The organism is Microbispora sp. CL1-1 (assembly GCF_012034195.1).
Taxonomy (GTDB): domain Bacteria; phylum Actinomycetota; class Actinomycetes; order Streptosporangiales; family Streptosporangiaceae; genus Microbispora.
In genome coordinates this window covers 15902-28773 of the sequence record NZ_JAATEK010000021.1, presented here as the reverse complement: position 1 = coordinate 28773, position 12872 = coordinate 15902, and the positions used below count along the sequence as shown (strand labels likewise).

19 protein-coding genes are annotated in these 12872 nt (G+C 71.7%); 1 reads left to right on the top strand and 18 read right to left on the bottom strand.

Annotated features, from left to right (window positions below):
* The 11 genes from HCK04_RS23365 to HCK04_RS23315 form a co-directional block, all read right to left on the bottom strand.
* Positions 1-1974, bottom strand: a complete 1974-nt coding sequence (locus tag HCK04_RS23365; protein WP_142649517.1) for a hypothetical protein — start codon at positions 1972-1974, stop codon at positions 1-3.
* A 2-nt stretch (positions 1975-1976) separates the two neighbouring features.
* Entirely contained in the window at positions 1977-3509 is a 1533-nt protein-coding gene (locus HCK04_RS23360; protein ID WP_142649516.1) for a phage portal protein, read from the bottom strand.
* Between the two features lie 11 nt (positions 3510-3520).
* Positions 3521-5260, bottom strand: coding sequence for a terminase TerL endonuclease subunit (locus tag HCK04_RS23355; RefSeq protein ID WP_142649515.1), 1740 nt, complete (start codon positions 5258-5260; stop codon positions 3521-3523).
* Entirely contained in the window at positions 5238-5735 is a 498-nt protein-coding gene (locus HCK04_RS42680) for a phage terminase small subunit P27 family (protein ID WP_205830618.1), read from the bottom strand. Before HCK04_RS42680 ends, HCK04_RS23355 begins: the two co-directional genes overlap by 23 nt.
* Before the next feature lie 169 nt (positions 5736-5904).
* Positions 5905-6453 carry a 3'-5' exoribonuclease gene (locus tag HCK04_RS43725; protein ID WP_142649514.1) on the bottom strand — a complete coding sequence of 183 codons (549 nt, stop codon included), beginning with the start codon at positions 6451-6453 and terminating at the stop codon, positions 5905-5907.
* Positions 6454-6462: 9 nt separating this feature from the next.
* The gene (locus tag HCK04_RS23340) at positions 6463-7059 is read right to left on the bottom strand and encodes a RyR domain-containing protein (protein ID WP_142649513.1); all 597 of its coding nucleotides are present in this window, start codon (positions 7057-7059) and stop codon (positions 6463-6465) included.
* 62 nt (positions 7060-7121) lie between these two features.
* Entirely contained in the window at positions 7122-7358 is a 237-nt protein-coding gene (locus HCK04_RS23335) for a hypothetical protein (protein ID WP_142649512.1), read from the bottom strand.
* Entirely contained in the window at positions 7358-7576 is a 219-nt protein-coding gene (locus HCK04_RS23330) for a hypothetical protein (protein WP_142649511.1), read from the bottom strand. Before HCK04_RS23330 ends, HCK04_RS23335 begins: the two co-directional genes overlap by 1 nt.
* An 86-nt stretch (positions 7577-7662) precedes the next feature.
* Entirely contained in the window at positions 7663-8007 is a 345-nt protein-coding gene (locus tag HCK04_RS23325) for an HNH endonuclease (RefSeq protein WP_142649510.1), read from the bottom strand.
* Positions 7979-8494, bottom strand: a complete 516-nt coding sequence (locus HCK04_RS23320) for an AAA family ATPase (protein WP_142649509.1) — start codon at positions 8492-8494, stop codon at positions 7979-7981. Before HCK04_RS23320 ends, HCK04_RS23325 begins: the two co-directional genes overlap by 29 nt.
* Positions 8495-8695: 201 nt before the next feature.
* Complete coding sequence (locus HCK04_RS23315) at positions 8696-8971, bottom strand: hypothetical protein (protein WP_142649508.1); 276 nt, start codon at positions 8969-8971, stop codon at positions 8696-8698.
* Between the two features lie 111 nt (positions 8972-9082).
* Between HCK04_RS23315 and HCK04_RS23310 the strand changes: the two genes are divergently transcribed.
* Positions 9083-9325 carry a hypothetical protein gene (locus HCK04_RS23310; RefSeq protein WP_142649507.1) on the top strand — a complete coding sequence of 81 codons (243 nt, stop codon included), beginning with the start codon at positions 9083-9085 and terminating at the stop codon, positions 9323-9325.
* Between the two features lie 2 nt (positions 9326-9327).
* On the opposite strand, the gene HCK04_RS23305 is transcribed toward HCK04_RS23310, so the two are convergent.
* The 7 genes from HCK04_RS23305 to HCK04_RS23275 form a co-directional block, all read right to left on the bottom strand.
* A complete protein-coding gene (locus HCK04_RS23305; protein WP_142649506.1) occupies positions 9328-10191 on the bottom strand; it encodes a hypothetical protein in 864 nt (287 codons plus the stop codon).
* 1 nt (position 10192) lies between these two features.
* A complete protein-coding gene (locus HCK04_RS23300) occupies positions 10193-11134 on the bottom strand; it encodes a hypothetical protein (RefSeq protein ID WP_142649505.1) in 942 nt (313 codons plus the stop codon).
* Positions 11135-11240: 106 nt separating this feature from the next.
* The gene (locus HCK04_RS23295) at positions 11241-11522 is read right to left on the bottom strand and encodes a hypothetical protein (protein WP_142649504.1); all 282 of its coding nucleotides are present in this window, start codon (positions 11520-11522) and stop codon (positions 11241-11243) included.
* Positions 11512-11904 carry a hypothetical protein gene (locus tag HCK04_RS23290; protein ID WP_142649503.1) on the bottom strand — a complete coding sequence of 131 codons (393 nt, stop codon included), beginning with the start codon at positions 11902-11904 and terminating at the stop codon, positions 11512-11514. Before HCK04_RS23290 ends, HCK04_RS23295 begins: the two co-directional genes overlap by 11 nt.
* The gene (locus HCK04_RS23285; RefSeq protein ID WP_142649502.1) at positions 11897-12301 is read right to left on the bottom strand and encodes a hypothetical protein; all 405 of its coding nucleotides are present in this window, start codon (positions 12299-12301) and stop codon (positions 11897-11899) included. Before HCK04_RS23285 ends, HCK04_RS23290 begins: the two co-directional genes overlap by 8 nt.
* Positions 12301-12651, bottom strand: a complete 351-nt coding sequence (locus HCK04_RS23280) for a hypothetical protein (RefSeq protein ID WP_142649501.1) — start codon at positions 12649-12651, stop codon at positions 12301-12303. Before HCK04_RS23280 ends, HCK04_RS23285 begins: the two co-directional genes overlap by 1 nt.
* Before the next feature lie 3 nt (positions 12652-12654).
* Entirely contained in the window at positions 12655-12861 is a 207-nt protein-coding gene (locus HCK04_RS23275; protein ID WP_142649500.1) for a hypothetical protein, read from the bottom strand.
* Positions 12862-12872 lie beyond the last annotated feature (11 nt).

The following is a 12872-nucleotide window of genomic DNA, read 5'->3' as shown; positions in this document are numbered from 1 at the left end:
TCACCGTACCCCGGCAATGAGGTCCCGGCTGCCCTTCGCGTACCGGCCGAGCAAGTCGAGCATCCGCAGCGAGTAGTCCAGCCAGTGACCGCGGCCGATGTGCTCGAAGTCCGGCCGCAGCTCCTCCAGGCGGCGGCGCACCTCGGCCACGTCCGCCTTCGTGAGCGGGTTCGCCTTCGGCTTGTCGGTGTCGGGGTCCTTGTAGTGCGCGGCGAAATCGCTGTGCACCCACTCCAGCGTCGGCTCCATCCCCTGCTCGATGAACTCGCCGTACGCCATGCCGTGGTCGATCGGGATCAGGTCGCCGGCCTTGTCGAGCATCCAGTTCCCGGCGTTCCGGTCGACGTTGTTCGTCAGCAGGTCGAGTAGGCCGAGGACCTTGCCCCGGTCGGATCCCGGCACGCGGGTGAACCGGTCGCGCAGGCGCTGCAGCAGGCCGCCCTCCTCGGCCGTCACGCCGTCCTGCACGTACTCCATCCAGATCGTGCCGGCGTCGTTGCGGTACACCCGCGGCGCCTTGAGCCCGAGCTTGCGGGCGATCAGCTGCGCGGCGTGTTCCGCGGCAGCATCCTGCGACTCGGCCAGCCCGACCCGGGCCGCCTTCCGGATGGCCTTGCTGCCGTCGGCGAACGTCACGAGCTCGGTCTGCGCGGACGCGCCGCCCAGGCGGCGAGTCTCGGTGACCTTCTGCGTTTCGACCCGGCGCGCGAGGTCCTCCAACCCGTCCAGGCTCCGGTGGTAGGGGCGGGCCCCGACCGGCACGGCGTCCCTGCGCGCCTGCTCGGCCGCCTCGCGGCGGGCCCGTTCTTCGGCCTGCCGGAGGGCGGCCTGCTCGGCCGCCTGCCGGGCCTCCTCGGCCTTTCTGCGGACCTCGTCGATCGCCCGGCGGGCCCGCTCGACGTCCGCCTGCCGCGCCTGCTCGGCGCGCAGCGCCTCGCGTTCAGCGGCCGCCGCCTGGTCCACCTTCGCCACAGCCCGGGCCCTGCGCGCCGTCGACCCCTTGTCCAGGTAGCCGAACCGCTGCAGCAGCCGGATCGCCTCGTCGCGGTCGTCGCCGGCCTCGCGGTAGATCTGCTCCGGGGTCAGCCGGGGGATCTGCGACCGCCGGTAGCGGTCCCCGGCCTGCTTGGAGAGCTGGCCGAGCAGGCGGCCGGCGTGCCCACGGGAGGTCGTGCCCTCCGTCGTGATGGACTTGCCGCCCGCGGTGGTCATGCCGCGGCGGGCGTTGACGACCTGCCCGATGTCGGCGCCCTCACGGATCGCCTTCGCCCCCGCCTTGCCGAAGATCCGGTCCTGCTCCTCGGGTGACATGCGGGCGACCAGCTCGTCCGGGCTCGCCGGGGCGGGCGTGTCGTACCCGCGTCCGGGGCGGTGCACGCGGGGAACCATCGTGCAGTCACACCGCGGGTGCCGTTGGAAGCCCGTCGACCAGGTGTACTCGCGCCCGGCGAGGATGATGCACCGCGCGCACGCGGGCGAATGCACGACGCGCACGTACGTGACGAACTGCCGGTCCGCGGTCATCGCCACGCTGGTCGCGACGCGCCCGGCGTCGGCCGTCTCGGTGGCCATCATCCGGGTCAGCGCCGCCAGCCCGGCCCGGAGCGCCGTCCGGTCGTCGGCGCCGCCGGCGAGCAGCGCCACGGTCTGCACCGCGGGCATCAGCAGCATGGAGGCGAGGTCCCCGCCGTTCGCCGCCCTACCGGCGAACGCGGCCGGGTCGAGCGCTGCGGCGGGGGAGGGTTGGACGCCCATGCTCTGGGCGAGGTTGGCCACGTACGGCTGGGCGCGGGCCGCGGCCGCGTACTGCGCGGCGGCGAGCACCGCCGCGGCCTTCGCGACGAGCGGCCGCCACGTCGGGAGGACGGCCTTCGGATCGATCCGCTGCCAGAGCTCCTGCCCGGCGATGGCGGCCTGGCGGCCGAGCTCGGCTTGCGCCTGGTAGTGCGCGGCGGCGAGGTCCTCGGCAGCCATGGTCAGCCGCCCTGCGTGTCACCAGGCGGCGGCGGGCCGCCTGGGTTCTGACCGTCGCCCTGCCCCTGGCCATCCTCGGCCTCCGGGTCCGGCTTGGGCCCGACGAGCGCCGCAAGGTCGCCCGCGAGGATCCGCGACGCAGCCTGATCGCGCATCCTGCTCCACCGCTCGATCTCGTCGACGTCGGCGCCGTACCGCTCCCACAGCGCCTCGTCCGGGACGCCGATGCCCTTGAGCTTCACCAGCGAGTCGACGAGCTCGGCATCGGAGCGGGACTCGGGGTCGGCCCACAGCACGGTGCCGGTCTTGATGGCCTTGGCCCGGGCCTCGTCGTTCTGGGCCAGGGCGACGAGCCGCCACATCTCGCGGATCGCCTCGCCGAGGTACACCTGCCGCTCGCGCACCCGGGACACGAGGCCGGTCTCCGCCGCCTTCAGGGCGTCGGCCGACATGTTGGCCATCTTCCCGATCAAGTAGTGCTGCGGGGTGCGGGTCTGCGCGGCGATGTGCCCGACGGCGACCTCGATCACGTTCGTGTAGTTGGCCAGGTCGGCCGCGGACCACTCGCCGATCTTCGCGTTCGGGTCCTCCAGCCACACCACGCGGTCGACGGCGTACTTGGCCAGGTCGACCGGCTCGTACCCGACGACTTCCCCAACCGCGTCGACGATGGGCTTCTTCGGCACGTCGGTGCCGAGGATGACCCGCTGCGGGAACGCCGCGAAGTCCGAGGCGGTCAGCAGGTGCGACCACAGCAGGTTCACGGCGTCCTGCAGCGGGATCACGTTGCGGATCTCCGACACAGGGTCCTTGGCCAGCCTGGAGCGGTTGGGCAGCTCCACCATCGGCACGACGCCCATGGGGTTGCGCATCGGGTTCGGCTCGCCAGGCACCTCGCGCAGCTTCCAGCCCTCACCGGCCATGCTGACCGTGCCCGCCACGGCCAGCCCGGACTCGGTGCGGCCGTTCACCACCGGCACGCGGAACGCGGGCTTGACGAACTTCCACACCTCGTCGGGCAGGTAGAGGGTGGCGTACTCGTTGTCGTCGTCCCGCCACCGCTTCAGCGCGGCCCGCCGGCGGCGACGCGACCCGGGCTCGTACCCGACGATCGTCTCGCACGGCGCCTCGAACGTGACCTCCGGCGTGTCCTCGTCGTCGAGGTTCCCCCACACGAGGACATGCGTACGGCCGGCGGTCAGGGTGTCGACGAACGCCAGGCCGGAGTCGGCGTCGAGCTCGTTCTCCTGCCAGACCCGCCGCGACTCGGCGTCCGCGATCGCGTCGGTGCCGGTGCTCAGCCGGATGCCGCGCACGGTGAGCCGCTCGGCGACGGAGTCGACGACCACCTGGCACCAGTTGTCGGCGAAGTAGGTGAACAACCCGCCGAAGTACTGCTGGAACTGCGGGGAGGCGAACAGGAGGTTGTGCTCGCCGTCGTAGTACGCCTCCGCCCGCGTCTGCTCGTCCTGCCGGCGGTCCAGTTCTCGGGACAGCTGGTCGAGTAGGGACAGCGCTTCGGCCGATGTCGCCATGTCGCCCCCTCTCACGCGGTGTGTGCCTGGTAGGTCTTCGGGACCGGCCGCCGCAGGTAGCCGTCCAGTCCGATCACGCAGGCCGCGATGCCGTCGATCCGCGCCTGGCTCTTGAGCCGCTCCGGCTTGACCAGGCGCAGGTTGTCCTGGCCGTCGTCCTTGACCTCGACCACTGACGCCATCCACCGGGCGACGGGGTTGCCGCCGTGGCGGATCCGCCCCGGCGTGGCCTGCTCGCCGGTCCGGCCGAGCAGCCGCTGCAGCTCCTTCACCGCGGGCGACTGGCCGTAGAACGTCTGCGCCACCGGGACGACCTCGACGCCCTTCAGCTTGGTGTCGATCTCCTGCACCATCTGGCCGGCGAACATCCGGTCGTAGGAGATGCGCTGCATGTCGACGCGGCGGCAGTCCTTCAGCACCTCGTCGCGCACCGCGGTGTAGTCGATGACGTCGCCCTCGGTCGCGGTGATCCAGCCCTCGCGGATCCACCGCGACAGCGGCACCTGCAGCTGCCGCTCCAGGTCCTCGACCCGGTCACCGGGCACCCAGAACCGCCAGAACATCTCCAGCTCGACGCCGGGCTGCCGGGACTCCACGCCCATCCACCAGGCGGTCAGGTCGGACACGGCGGACAGGTCCAGGCCACCCCACGCGCGGCGTACGCGCGCCCGCTCCAGGTCGCACATGCCGGCCAGGGAGTCCCACACGCGCACGTCGATAAGGCGGGACTGGCCGCGCATCCTGCGGTTCAGGTGCAGCCGGCAGAACGTCGGGAAGTAGCTCGGCGTCGTGCGGGCCTTGTTCGCCTCTTTCCGCAGGTAGCGGACGGTGGGGGAGACGCCCAACCCAGGGTTGGCCTTGCGCCAGGTCTCCTCGGCGAACGGGTCGTCCTCCTCGGCGGCGGCCCAGATCACGCCGAAGTGCGAGGGGTCCTCGACGACGTTGTCGGCGACCTTGCGGGTGTAGGAGTGCTTCTCGTCGTAGATGCTGCCCTCGTCGCCCTCGTCCGCCGTGGTGATGAAGATGATCAGCGGCTGGGTGCGGGCGCCGGTGCCGGTCTCGATGGCGTCGACCAGGTCCCGCTTCTTGTGGACGTGCACCTCGTCGATCACGCCGCCGGACACGTTGAGCCCGTGCGCCGCCTCGGCGATCCGCGACAGCGCGCGGAAGATTCCGCCGGTCTTCGGCACCCGGATCACGTCGGCGAGCGCCTGGATCCGCGCCCGGGCCGCCTTCGACGTCGACGCCATACGCTTCGCGTCGTCGAACACCCGGCGGGCCTGCTCCAGCGACCCGGCCGCCGCGTACACCTCGGCGCCGATCTCGCCGTCCGCCAGCAGCAGCACATTCGCGATCCCGGAAGAGATCGTGCTCTTGCCGTTCTTGCGGGGAACCTCGACCCAGACCGCGCGGATGACCCGGACGACGGCCTCCACCTCGTCGTCCCAGTACACCCACCCGAAGACGGGGGCGATGACCCACACGACCTGCCACGGCGCGAGACCCTGACCGAGCCGGAACGGCAGGCCGGCCCACCGGCCCTTCGTGTGCCGGAACGCCGCCAGCGCCTTGAGCGCCTTCTGCACGCGGCCGACGTCGAAGTAGGCGCCCGGCTGCCGGTCGGCCTGGAAAGCGACCACCAGCGGACGAGCCGCGATCGCCTCGTCGATCTGGTCCTCGGTCAGGCCGAGCTCGATCAGCGCGTCACGCGGTACGGGAAGCGCGACCTCAGTCGAACGGGTCGTCTTCATCGTCGCCCCCGTCTGGCGGCGTCATCCCCGCCCGGGCCGACGGCGACAGACCCAACTCCCGGATGTAGACCTTGAGCTGCGCCCGGTACTGCGACGCGATCGTGGTCGCGCCGTTCTTCTGCCAGCCGCGCTCGCCCTCCATGAGCAGCCCGCGCACCGACAGCTCCCGCTCGCACTGGTCGAGCCGGGCGACGCAGATGCAGTAATCCAGCAGGAGGTGCGCGTCGACCTCGGCCAGGCCGGCGGTGTGCCGCAGCACCGGCACGACCCGGCGCCACTCCCGCCGCGCGATCTCGCGGGCCCGGCGGTTCAGCGCCTGCTGCGTCTTGTCGCGGACGGCGGGAAAGGTGTCCTGCCAGCGCGGCTCGCGCAGCTCGGCCGGCGGCAGCTTGACGCCGGGGTTGATGGGCCGCTTGCCGGGGTTGCCCTCGCGGACCACCGAGAGGGTCGGGCGCTTCCGATGGGGGTCAGCCACGAGACACCTCACTCTCCGTGGTCGGCGCGGCCCCGCGCAAACCCTTCCAGTTGCGGCGCCAGCGATTCGCCTCCCCCGCGTTCCGGCCCCCCGGGCCGGAAGGGGTCATCCCCCACCCCGTGACCTGCGACGATGCAGGGCAATGCTCTGACCTGCATCAACGCGAACGTCACGCAGAGTGATGTGCCTCTTGTGCGAGGAACTCGGCCATGACCTTGACGTGGCGCGCGTCGGCGAGCGCGTTGTGCTCGTTGCCCTCTGCTTGCTTGGGCATGGTGGGGTTGCCGAGCCTCATGCATTCCTGCTTGAGGTCGTTGGTCCACATGGGCACGCCGTCGGGTAGGTCGATCATGCGTCCCCATAGCTGGGCTAGGGCGACGTGATCGTATGCGCCGTACCACGCCCACAGCTCAGGCTCAGGCGTGGCGAGGATGAACGCCTGGACCATGCGAGCGATCTGCGCACGGGAGCGTACGTCTGGGTGGTCAGCGTCGAGGTGGCCAGGGCCGCACGCACAGCGCACACCTGGCCTGTGCTTGTACGTGGGCAGGGATGGCCACACGTGCTCGACGAGCCAGGGGTTGGCGAGGAGCTTGGCCTGGTCGAACTCGGAGGAGATGGCGTACAGCTCGCGGCCATCCTCGGCCACCATGCCGATGCTGACGAGGTCGATCGTCTTGCCGTCCTCGACGAACTCCGTGTCGTAGTAGATCCGCACAGGAGGTCCTCAGCTCAGCGCCGTGACGATAGCGCGGAACAGCTCGTCCTTGGCGCGCTGCTCCGACGGGAGATCAGCGTACGGAACGAGGCAGGGGTGCGTCTTCGCCTCGTCGTCCTTCGCCTCGCCGTACGTCCAGCCGGTCGCCCACTTCGCTTCGCACCAGGCTTCGTGGAGCTCCTCGGGCGTCGCTCCGCCTCGGGCCTCCTCGACGCCGGCGATCGCGGATGCGCGCTGCCACTCGGGCGCCTCGTCCCAGGCCGGGGAAGGCGCGGGGTCGCCGGTGGCCAGCTGCAGGGCGCGATTCGCTTCGTGGCAGATGCGGGCGACGTCTTCGACTGGCAGGGCGAAGCGCTCCGTCTTGATGGCGGGCTGGCGGAGGCTGCGCTCCAGGTCCCGCCTGAGCGCGGCGTAGGACCCAACCTTGACCTCCGGGACGCTGAACGTCAGCGGCCTGGACGACGACGAGTGGGCGAGCGCGGCGCACAGCCGCGTCCAGCCGTCAGCGATGCCCACGTAGGCGCCGGCCACGTCGGGGATCTGGGCGTACTCGGCGGCTTTGGCGAGGGTCTCGGCGGCCTTCTCTGCGGCCTGCTCGGGGGTCATGAAGGTCTTCTCCAGGGGGGTTGAAGGGGGTGAAGGACAGCCCACGAGATTGTTGATCAGCATCAGACGCGCGCTCTGGCCAGTGCCACCGCGACAGTGATTCCCCACACGGCGTCGTGTGCCCTGTGGACCTGCTGCCACAGTTCGCGGCGTCGGGCTTCGTCGGCCTCGGCCCAGTGGTCGCGCATCTGGTCGACGGCGTGGACGAGGGCGCGCACGGGGGCGCGCACCTCAACCGGGAGCGATGCGAGCTCGGCGGGCTCGCCGGGGGGAGCCTCTTCGGCCTGCTCGGGCGTCATCAGGACTTGTCCAGGGCGGCGCGGACGAAGCAGTCCTTCGCCTCCAGCAGCTTGCGCAGGCCGGTGGTGAGCTCGGGCCCGTCGGGCAGCTGCTCGATCATCGCCTCAGCGAGTGCGTGGCACGGTCGACTGATCGCCTGCAGGTGCGGCGGCAGGTGCTCGAAGTCGAAGTAGCGGGCGATCTGGTTGGTCGACGGGTGTCGGCCGACGAGCTGCATGGTGCCTCCGTGGGGTTGTGGGGTTGACCTGGTCCGTTCGCTACCGAACCCCGGCGGCAGCGGACGGACCAGGAGATCGGGGGGCGTTACCGGGCGTTCCAGCCGCCGGGCTGGTCGCGTGCGGTACGGCGCGCGTGGCACGGCTGCGACATGGCCCGCAGGTTGTCCCAGTCGTGGCCGCGTGGCCCATTCGGGCCGAGGCCGTCGATGTGGTCGGCGTGCTCGGCCGGCGGCCGCTGGTCGGGCGGGAGCTTCACGCAGTCCTCGCACTCGCACAGCGGGTGCTCGTCGAGGAACTCGCGGCGCGTGTTCTCCCAGCGCGCGTCGTAGCCCTTGGCCCGGGCGCTGCCGCGCCTGGTCTTGTGGTCGGGGCAGGGCTTGCGGTGGGGGCAGCCGGGCCGGCTACAGGGCGGCGGCAGACGGCGGGGCATCGCGGCGGTGGGCGATGATCTCGTCGGCCTGACCCGGCTCGTAGGTGTCGAACCACTCCAGGACGTGGCCGGCGAACTCGGGGGGCCGGTGCGCGGCCGCGCGTTCGAGGCATGTGGCCTGGTCGGTGTTGAGCAGCACGACTCGCACGCCGAGCGCCCGGTAGCGTCGGCGCTCGGCCGCTGTGGGGGCGCACAGGATGATCCACGCCGCGCGCACGGGGGTGGGCCGGCTGAACAGCCGATCGAGGATCGCGTCGCGTGCGTCGTAGGCGTACGCCTTGAGCTGCTCGGGCACCGTGTGATCGTCGGCGCCGCCGAGGGCGGTGATCAGGGCGTCGAAGTCGACGACCAGGTCGCCCGGCTGCCGGTGCTGGTCGACGTAGGTGTTCTTGCCGGCGCAGGGCGGCCCGCATACGAGGGTGACCGTGCCGCGTGGCAGGGGCCCTCGGGCGGCCCGGGTGCGCTGCTTGATCATGCCGTAGGACATCTGGTCACCTGCCCTACCGTTCCGGGTCGCCAGGGGCCGGGTACGCGAAAGCCCCGCTCGGTGGCGGGGCTCTGACCTGCGGGCATAGTTGTCCTCGCAGGGTTTCAGCGTGACAGGTTGCGGCGATCTTCGCAAATCCGCTGGTCAATGGCGGTTTCGGGGACCTGGGATGGCCCGGGCCGGGGCCCGGGCCTGGCGGGGCTACCAGAGGCTGATGCTGATGCAGTGCTTCCACTGGTCGCCGTACCAGAGGGCGGCGTCCTGGTCCTCGGTGGTGAGGGTCTTCTGGTTCTCCCAGGGGACGATGCGGACGTCGGTGCACCGGGCGAGTTCCCGGAGGGCGCGGTCCTGCTCGTCGCGGGGGAGGTCGGCGAGGGCGCGGCGGATGGCGGTGAGGCTCACCCAGGAGCGGCCGGTTTCGGCGGCGAGGCGGGTGTAGGCGTCGACGATGCGGGCCTCGGTGGCGATGGTGATCATTGGTGGCTCTCCTCTCGATTTCGATACTGAGTATCGTAATCTCCTTCTGAGGATTACGCAACAGAGTTTCGCTACTTTTTTTCGCGCCTCGGTTTCGCTACCCTGCCGTGCATGAATGAACTCACCGCCGTCGCCACCGCGAGCGAGCGTTACCTCGCCAGCCAGGCCGCCGCCGACGCCGACAAAGAAGCCCTCTTCGCCGCCTGGGTGGCCGCCGTGCAGGCTGGGCGAACGCCAGAGCAGATCGCACAGCACTGCACCTTCACGGCCGCCTACGTGCGCCGCATCGTGCGGGAGCGGGGGGCGCCGCCGCTGCCGCGCGGGCCCAAGTCGCGCAAGCAGCCGGCCGAGTAGCTTCACCGCCGCGCCCGGATCGTCCGGCAGGTCCCGTGTGCGCAGTCGGCGCACGCGGGCCCGGCCGGAACGGGCACGTCGGCGACCAGGTCGAGCACGTCGCCGACGCGGTACAGCGGTACCCAGCGCCCGCGGCCGTCGCGCTGGGTGCCGCGGGCGTGCAGCTGCCCGCGGTGGGCCCACTGCCGGATCCGCTCGGGGGTGACGGGACGGCCAAGGCTGGTCACGGCCCGGGCGATCTCCGTCGCGGTCTCCAGCACGTCCTCGGCGGCGTCCAGGAGCCACTCCCGGCGCTGGTGCACCCGGTAGTGGGCGCCGCAGGCCTTGCAGGTCACCCAGGCCGCTCCGGGGGCCGCGTAGAGGTCGGCCCCGCAGGGGGCGCCGCCGTCGAGCTCGCCGGCGCACGGCCCGACGTACACGCGGTCGCCGAGGGGTGCGACGGCGGCCTCGGCGTGCCGTACGGCCGCGGTGAGCTCGTCGACGGCTTCCGGGCCCTCGGGCAGGTGCCGGAGAGTCTCGGTCCGGTAGGCGAGCCACTCGGCCATCGCGGGCAGCGTGTCGGCCGGCGGGTGGTGGTGGGCGAGGTCGTCGAGGAGGACGCGCACCCAGCCGGTCAGGGTGTTGCGCAGCACCCAGATGGCCTCGCTCGCGGCGTAGCCGAAGGCGAGGGGCTGCTCGTCGCCGTGGCGGCCGCCGCTGCCGCCGAGCTTGGCCTGCCGCGCGAGCGCGGTGTCGAGCTCGTCGACCAGGTCGCCGTCGACGAGGCGGACGAGGTGCTCATGCAGGTGCCAGGCGCAGGCGGGGCAGACGTAGGCGTGATCGGGGACGGGGCGGCCGCAGCAGCCGCAGCGCACGAGGACGGCCACGTCAAGCCTCACCGTCCGCCGCGGCGTGGTTGTACGGGCTGCGGGCGAGCGGGTGGCACTGCTGGCAGCGGGCCATGGTGCCGCCGGGCAGCTCCATGAGCCGGGTGCGCATGTCGCAGTAGCCGCACCAGGCTGGCGTCTGGCGGCCGCGCGGGGGTGGCTGCTGGCCGGTGTCGGGGGGCAGGAAGTCGGCCGGGCGTTCGGTGATGGCCCGGGTGACGTAGGCGACGCGGCTGGCGCGTACGGTCCGGCCGGTGAGGATCTGCTGGCGGACGCGTGCCGCCCACTCGGGCGGCACGGTCTGCCCGGTGTGTTCCTGGAGGAGTTCGATGATCGCGTTGTCGATCGTCTGGTCGTCGTCGGGTCCGTTCGCGCGCGCGTTACGGCGAGACGATGACTGACTAGTAGTACCGTCCCAGTCCTTCGTCCCAGTCCCTTCGGGACTGGGACTGGGACTGGGACTGGGGGGATTCGCCCCCGAATCGCTACCCGACTCGGGTACCTGATCGGGGGGGCGATTCGCGGGGCGAGTCGGGGGGCGATCCTGTTTTGCCTGGCAGAACCCGCACTTGGGGTCAATTCGGCCTTTATCCACATGCCAGCGGCGGTGATTTCCGAGAGCTCCACCCGATGCCATCTTGGAGCGCCTGGCGATCGCCTCGTCTCGGGTCTGATTCCGGGGCGATCCGTCGGCGTCCGCGTGCCACTGGTGGAACTGGTAGCCGCCTCGGCTCCGCTTCCACAGCCCCGCGCCGACGAGCTCCTTCGCCAGCTCGACCTGGCCGCGCGACAGTGACGGGAGCACGTGGTCTGGGACGAAACCATCGGTGAGATGTTCGTTCGACCACGAGCCGGCCACGGTCCACAGCCCGATCGCCGCGAGCGAGGCAGCCATCTGCTTGGGGTGGGAGTGGAACGAGTCGTCCACCGGGAAGTAGGGCATTTGCTGTGTGCTCCCCCTAGAAGTGCGTGCAGGGCGAAGGCCCGCCCGGCGCGGGTCGGTGTGGCCGGGCGGGCCGCGGGGTGATCTACATGTGGCCGTGGTCCTCCTACTCGCGCCGGGTGAGGGCCTGCTTGGCGGCGTGGTACTCCTCGGTGGGCGGGCGGCCGGAGGAGTAGTTGGGGTGGCGCCAGGCGCCGATCACGTCGCCGGGCCGGGAGTCGTCCTCGGCGGCGACGGCGGGGAAGAGGCGCAGGATCCGAGCCCAGGGCCAGCCTTGGTGTTCGAGGTGGCGGAGGACCTGGAGGATGTCGCCCTCGCGCCAGTCGGGCCGGGTGCGGGCGAGCAGGCGCAGCAGCTCGTCGGTTGCGCGGCGCGGCTCACTGGGCACGGACGCCTCCGAGGATGGCGCGGGCCACGGCAAGCGCCATCCCGGTCGCGCCGGACGGGGCTCGACCGGGGCCGACGAGATCCCAGGTGATCGCCGCCACGTCGAGCAGGGCGGCGAGCGGCTCGGCCCAGGCCGGGTTGGCGAACGCCATCCAGGCCCAGTCGGCGTCGGTGACATACACGCCGTCGCCGCCGCCGTCCGGGTAGCTCTTGGCGACGTCGGCGGCGTAGCGCGAGTCGCGCTCGGTCTGCCCTTCGGAGAGCATCCAGCGGGGGTACAGGTCGCAGTCGGCGACGAACCACGGGCCGCGCGTTGTGCCCTCGGCCATCTCGCGCAGTTTCGCGGCGGCCGTGCGGAGCTCCTCGGCGGGGGTCTCAGTCATCGACGCTCCCGAGCGCGGCGGCGAGCGCGGCCGCGGTCTCCTCCGCGATCGCCGCCTCCTCCGCGTGCCGCTTCGCGTCCAGCTCCCGCAGCCCGCCCTCGCCGAGCAGCATGAACGCGTGCGCCTCCTCCTCGTCGGCCGGGCGCACGACCACCGCGGCGCCCGGATTCGCGGCCAGGACCAAGGCGAGCTCGCGGGGGAGGTCCTCACTGTCCAGGACGCGCAGCTCGTGCTCGGTGGCCACGAACAGCCGCCAGTAACGGTCGTCGTAGACCGTCGGGACGATCTGCATGTCCGCGTCGTAGAGCGCGTCGCAGACGACGCCGGCGTCGACGCTGGCCCCGTCCAGGGCGTTGCGGATGGCGTCGTGCAGCCCCTGCACCGTGGTGATCGGCATTAGTCGTCCCCCTCGGCCACGGTCTGGTGCAGGATGCGCAGCTGCCGGTTGGCGTCCTCGGCCGAGTGGATCTCGTCCAACGTGCCGCTCGCGGTCCGCAGGCGGTACATGCTCTGCTGGGCGCGGCGCAGGTGGTCCTCCTGGTCGCGGGTGGCGATCTCCAGGCCGGTGATCCGCAGGTACGCCGCGGGGGCCGCCTCGACGTCGGGGGTGACGTCGACGCGCTTCACGGAGGTGAGCTCGACGATCGCGACGACGTTGTTGCCGAGCTTGCCGAGGCGGGCCTCGTACGGCTCCAGCAGGCGCTTGATGGCCTTGGTGAGCTTGGAGTCGAGCTTGATGTCGGGCACGGGTTAGCCCTCCTGGTGGTCGATGATGACGACGCCCGGGTGCTGGGCGCGGCGGACGTTGAGTGCGGCGGCCGCTTCGGGCGTGAACAGGGCCTGGCGGTCGGGGTGGCCGAGGTTGGAGGCCAGCACCTTCGCTACGCATGCGCAGGCGTCCCACTCGCGCTTGGTGAGGTGGCCAGCCTCGTCCTTCTCGGTGACGGAGACGATCACGGGGCGGCAGG

Coding starts and splice junctions, on each gene's coding strand:
- HCK04_RS23360 (WP_142649516.1), bottom strand. CDS start 3,509: ATGGCGACATCGGCCGAAGCGCTGTCCCTACTCGACCAGCTGTCCCGA.
- HCK04_RS23365 (WP_142649517.1), bottom strand. CDS start 1,974: ATGGCTGCCGAGGACCTCGCCGCCGCGCACTACCAGGCGCAAGCCGAG.
- HCK04_RS23320 (WP_142649509.1), bottom strand. CDS start 8,494: ATGTCCTACGGCATGATCAAGCAGCGCACCCGGGCCGCCCGAGGGCCC.
- HCK04_RS23315 (WP_142649508.1), bottom strand. CDS start 8,971: ATGATCACCATCGCCACCGAGGCCCGCATCGTCGACGCCTACACCCGC.
- HCK04_RS23290 (WP_142649503.1), bottom strand. CDS start 11,904: ATGACTGAGACCCCCGCCGAGGAGCTCCGCACGGCCGCCGCGAAACTG.
- HCK04_RS23300 (WP_142649505.1), bottom strand. CDS start 11,134: ATGCCCTACTTCCCGGTGGACGACTCGTTCCACTCCCACCCCAAGCAG.
- HCK04_RS23325 (WP_142649510.1), bottom strand. CDS start 8,007: ATGCCCCGCCGTCTGCCGCCGCCCTGTAGCCGGCCCGGCTGCCCCCAC.
- HCK04_RS23340 (WP_142649513.1), bottom strand. CDS start 7,059: ATGACCCCCGAGCAGGCCGCAGAGAAGGCCGCCGAGACCCTCGCCAAA.
- HCK04_RS23335 (WP_142649512.1), bottom strand. CDS start 7,358: ATGACGCCCGAGCAGGCCGAAGAGGCTCCCCCCGGCGAGCCCGCCGAG.
- HCK04_RS23330 (WP_142649511.1), bottom strand. CDS start 7,576: ATGCAGCTCGTCGGCCGACACCCGTCGACCAACCAGATCGCCCGCTAC.
- HCK04_RS23310 (WP_142649507.1), top strand. CDS start 9,083: ATGAATGAACTCACCGCCGTCGCCACCGCGAGCGAGCGTTACCTCGCC.
- HCK04_RS23285 (WP_142649502.1), bottom strand. CDS start 12,301: ATGCCGATCACCACGGTGCAGGGGCTGCACGACGCCATCCGCAACGCC.
- HCK04_RS23355 (WP_142649515.1), bottom strand. CDS start 5,260: ATGAAGACGACCCGTTCGACTGAGGTCGCGCTTCCCGTACCGCGTGAC.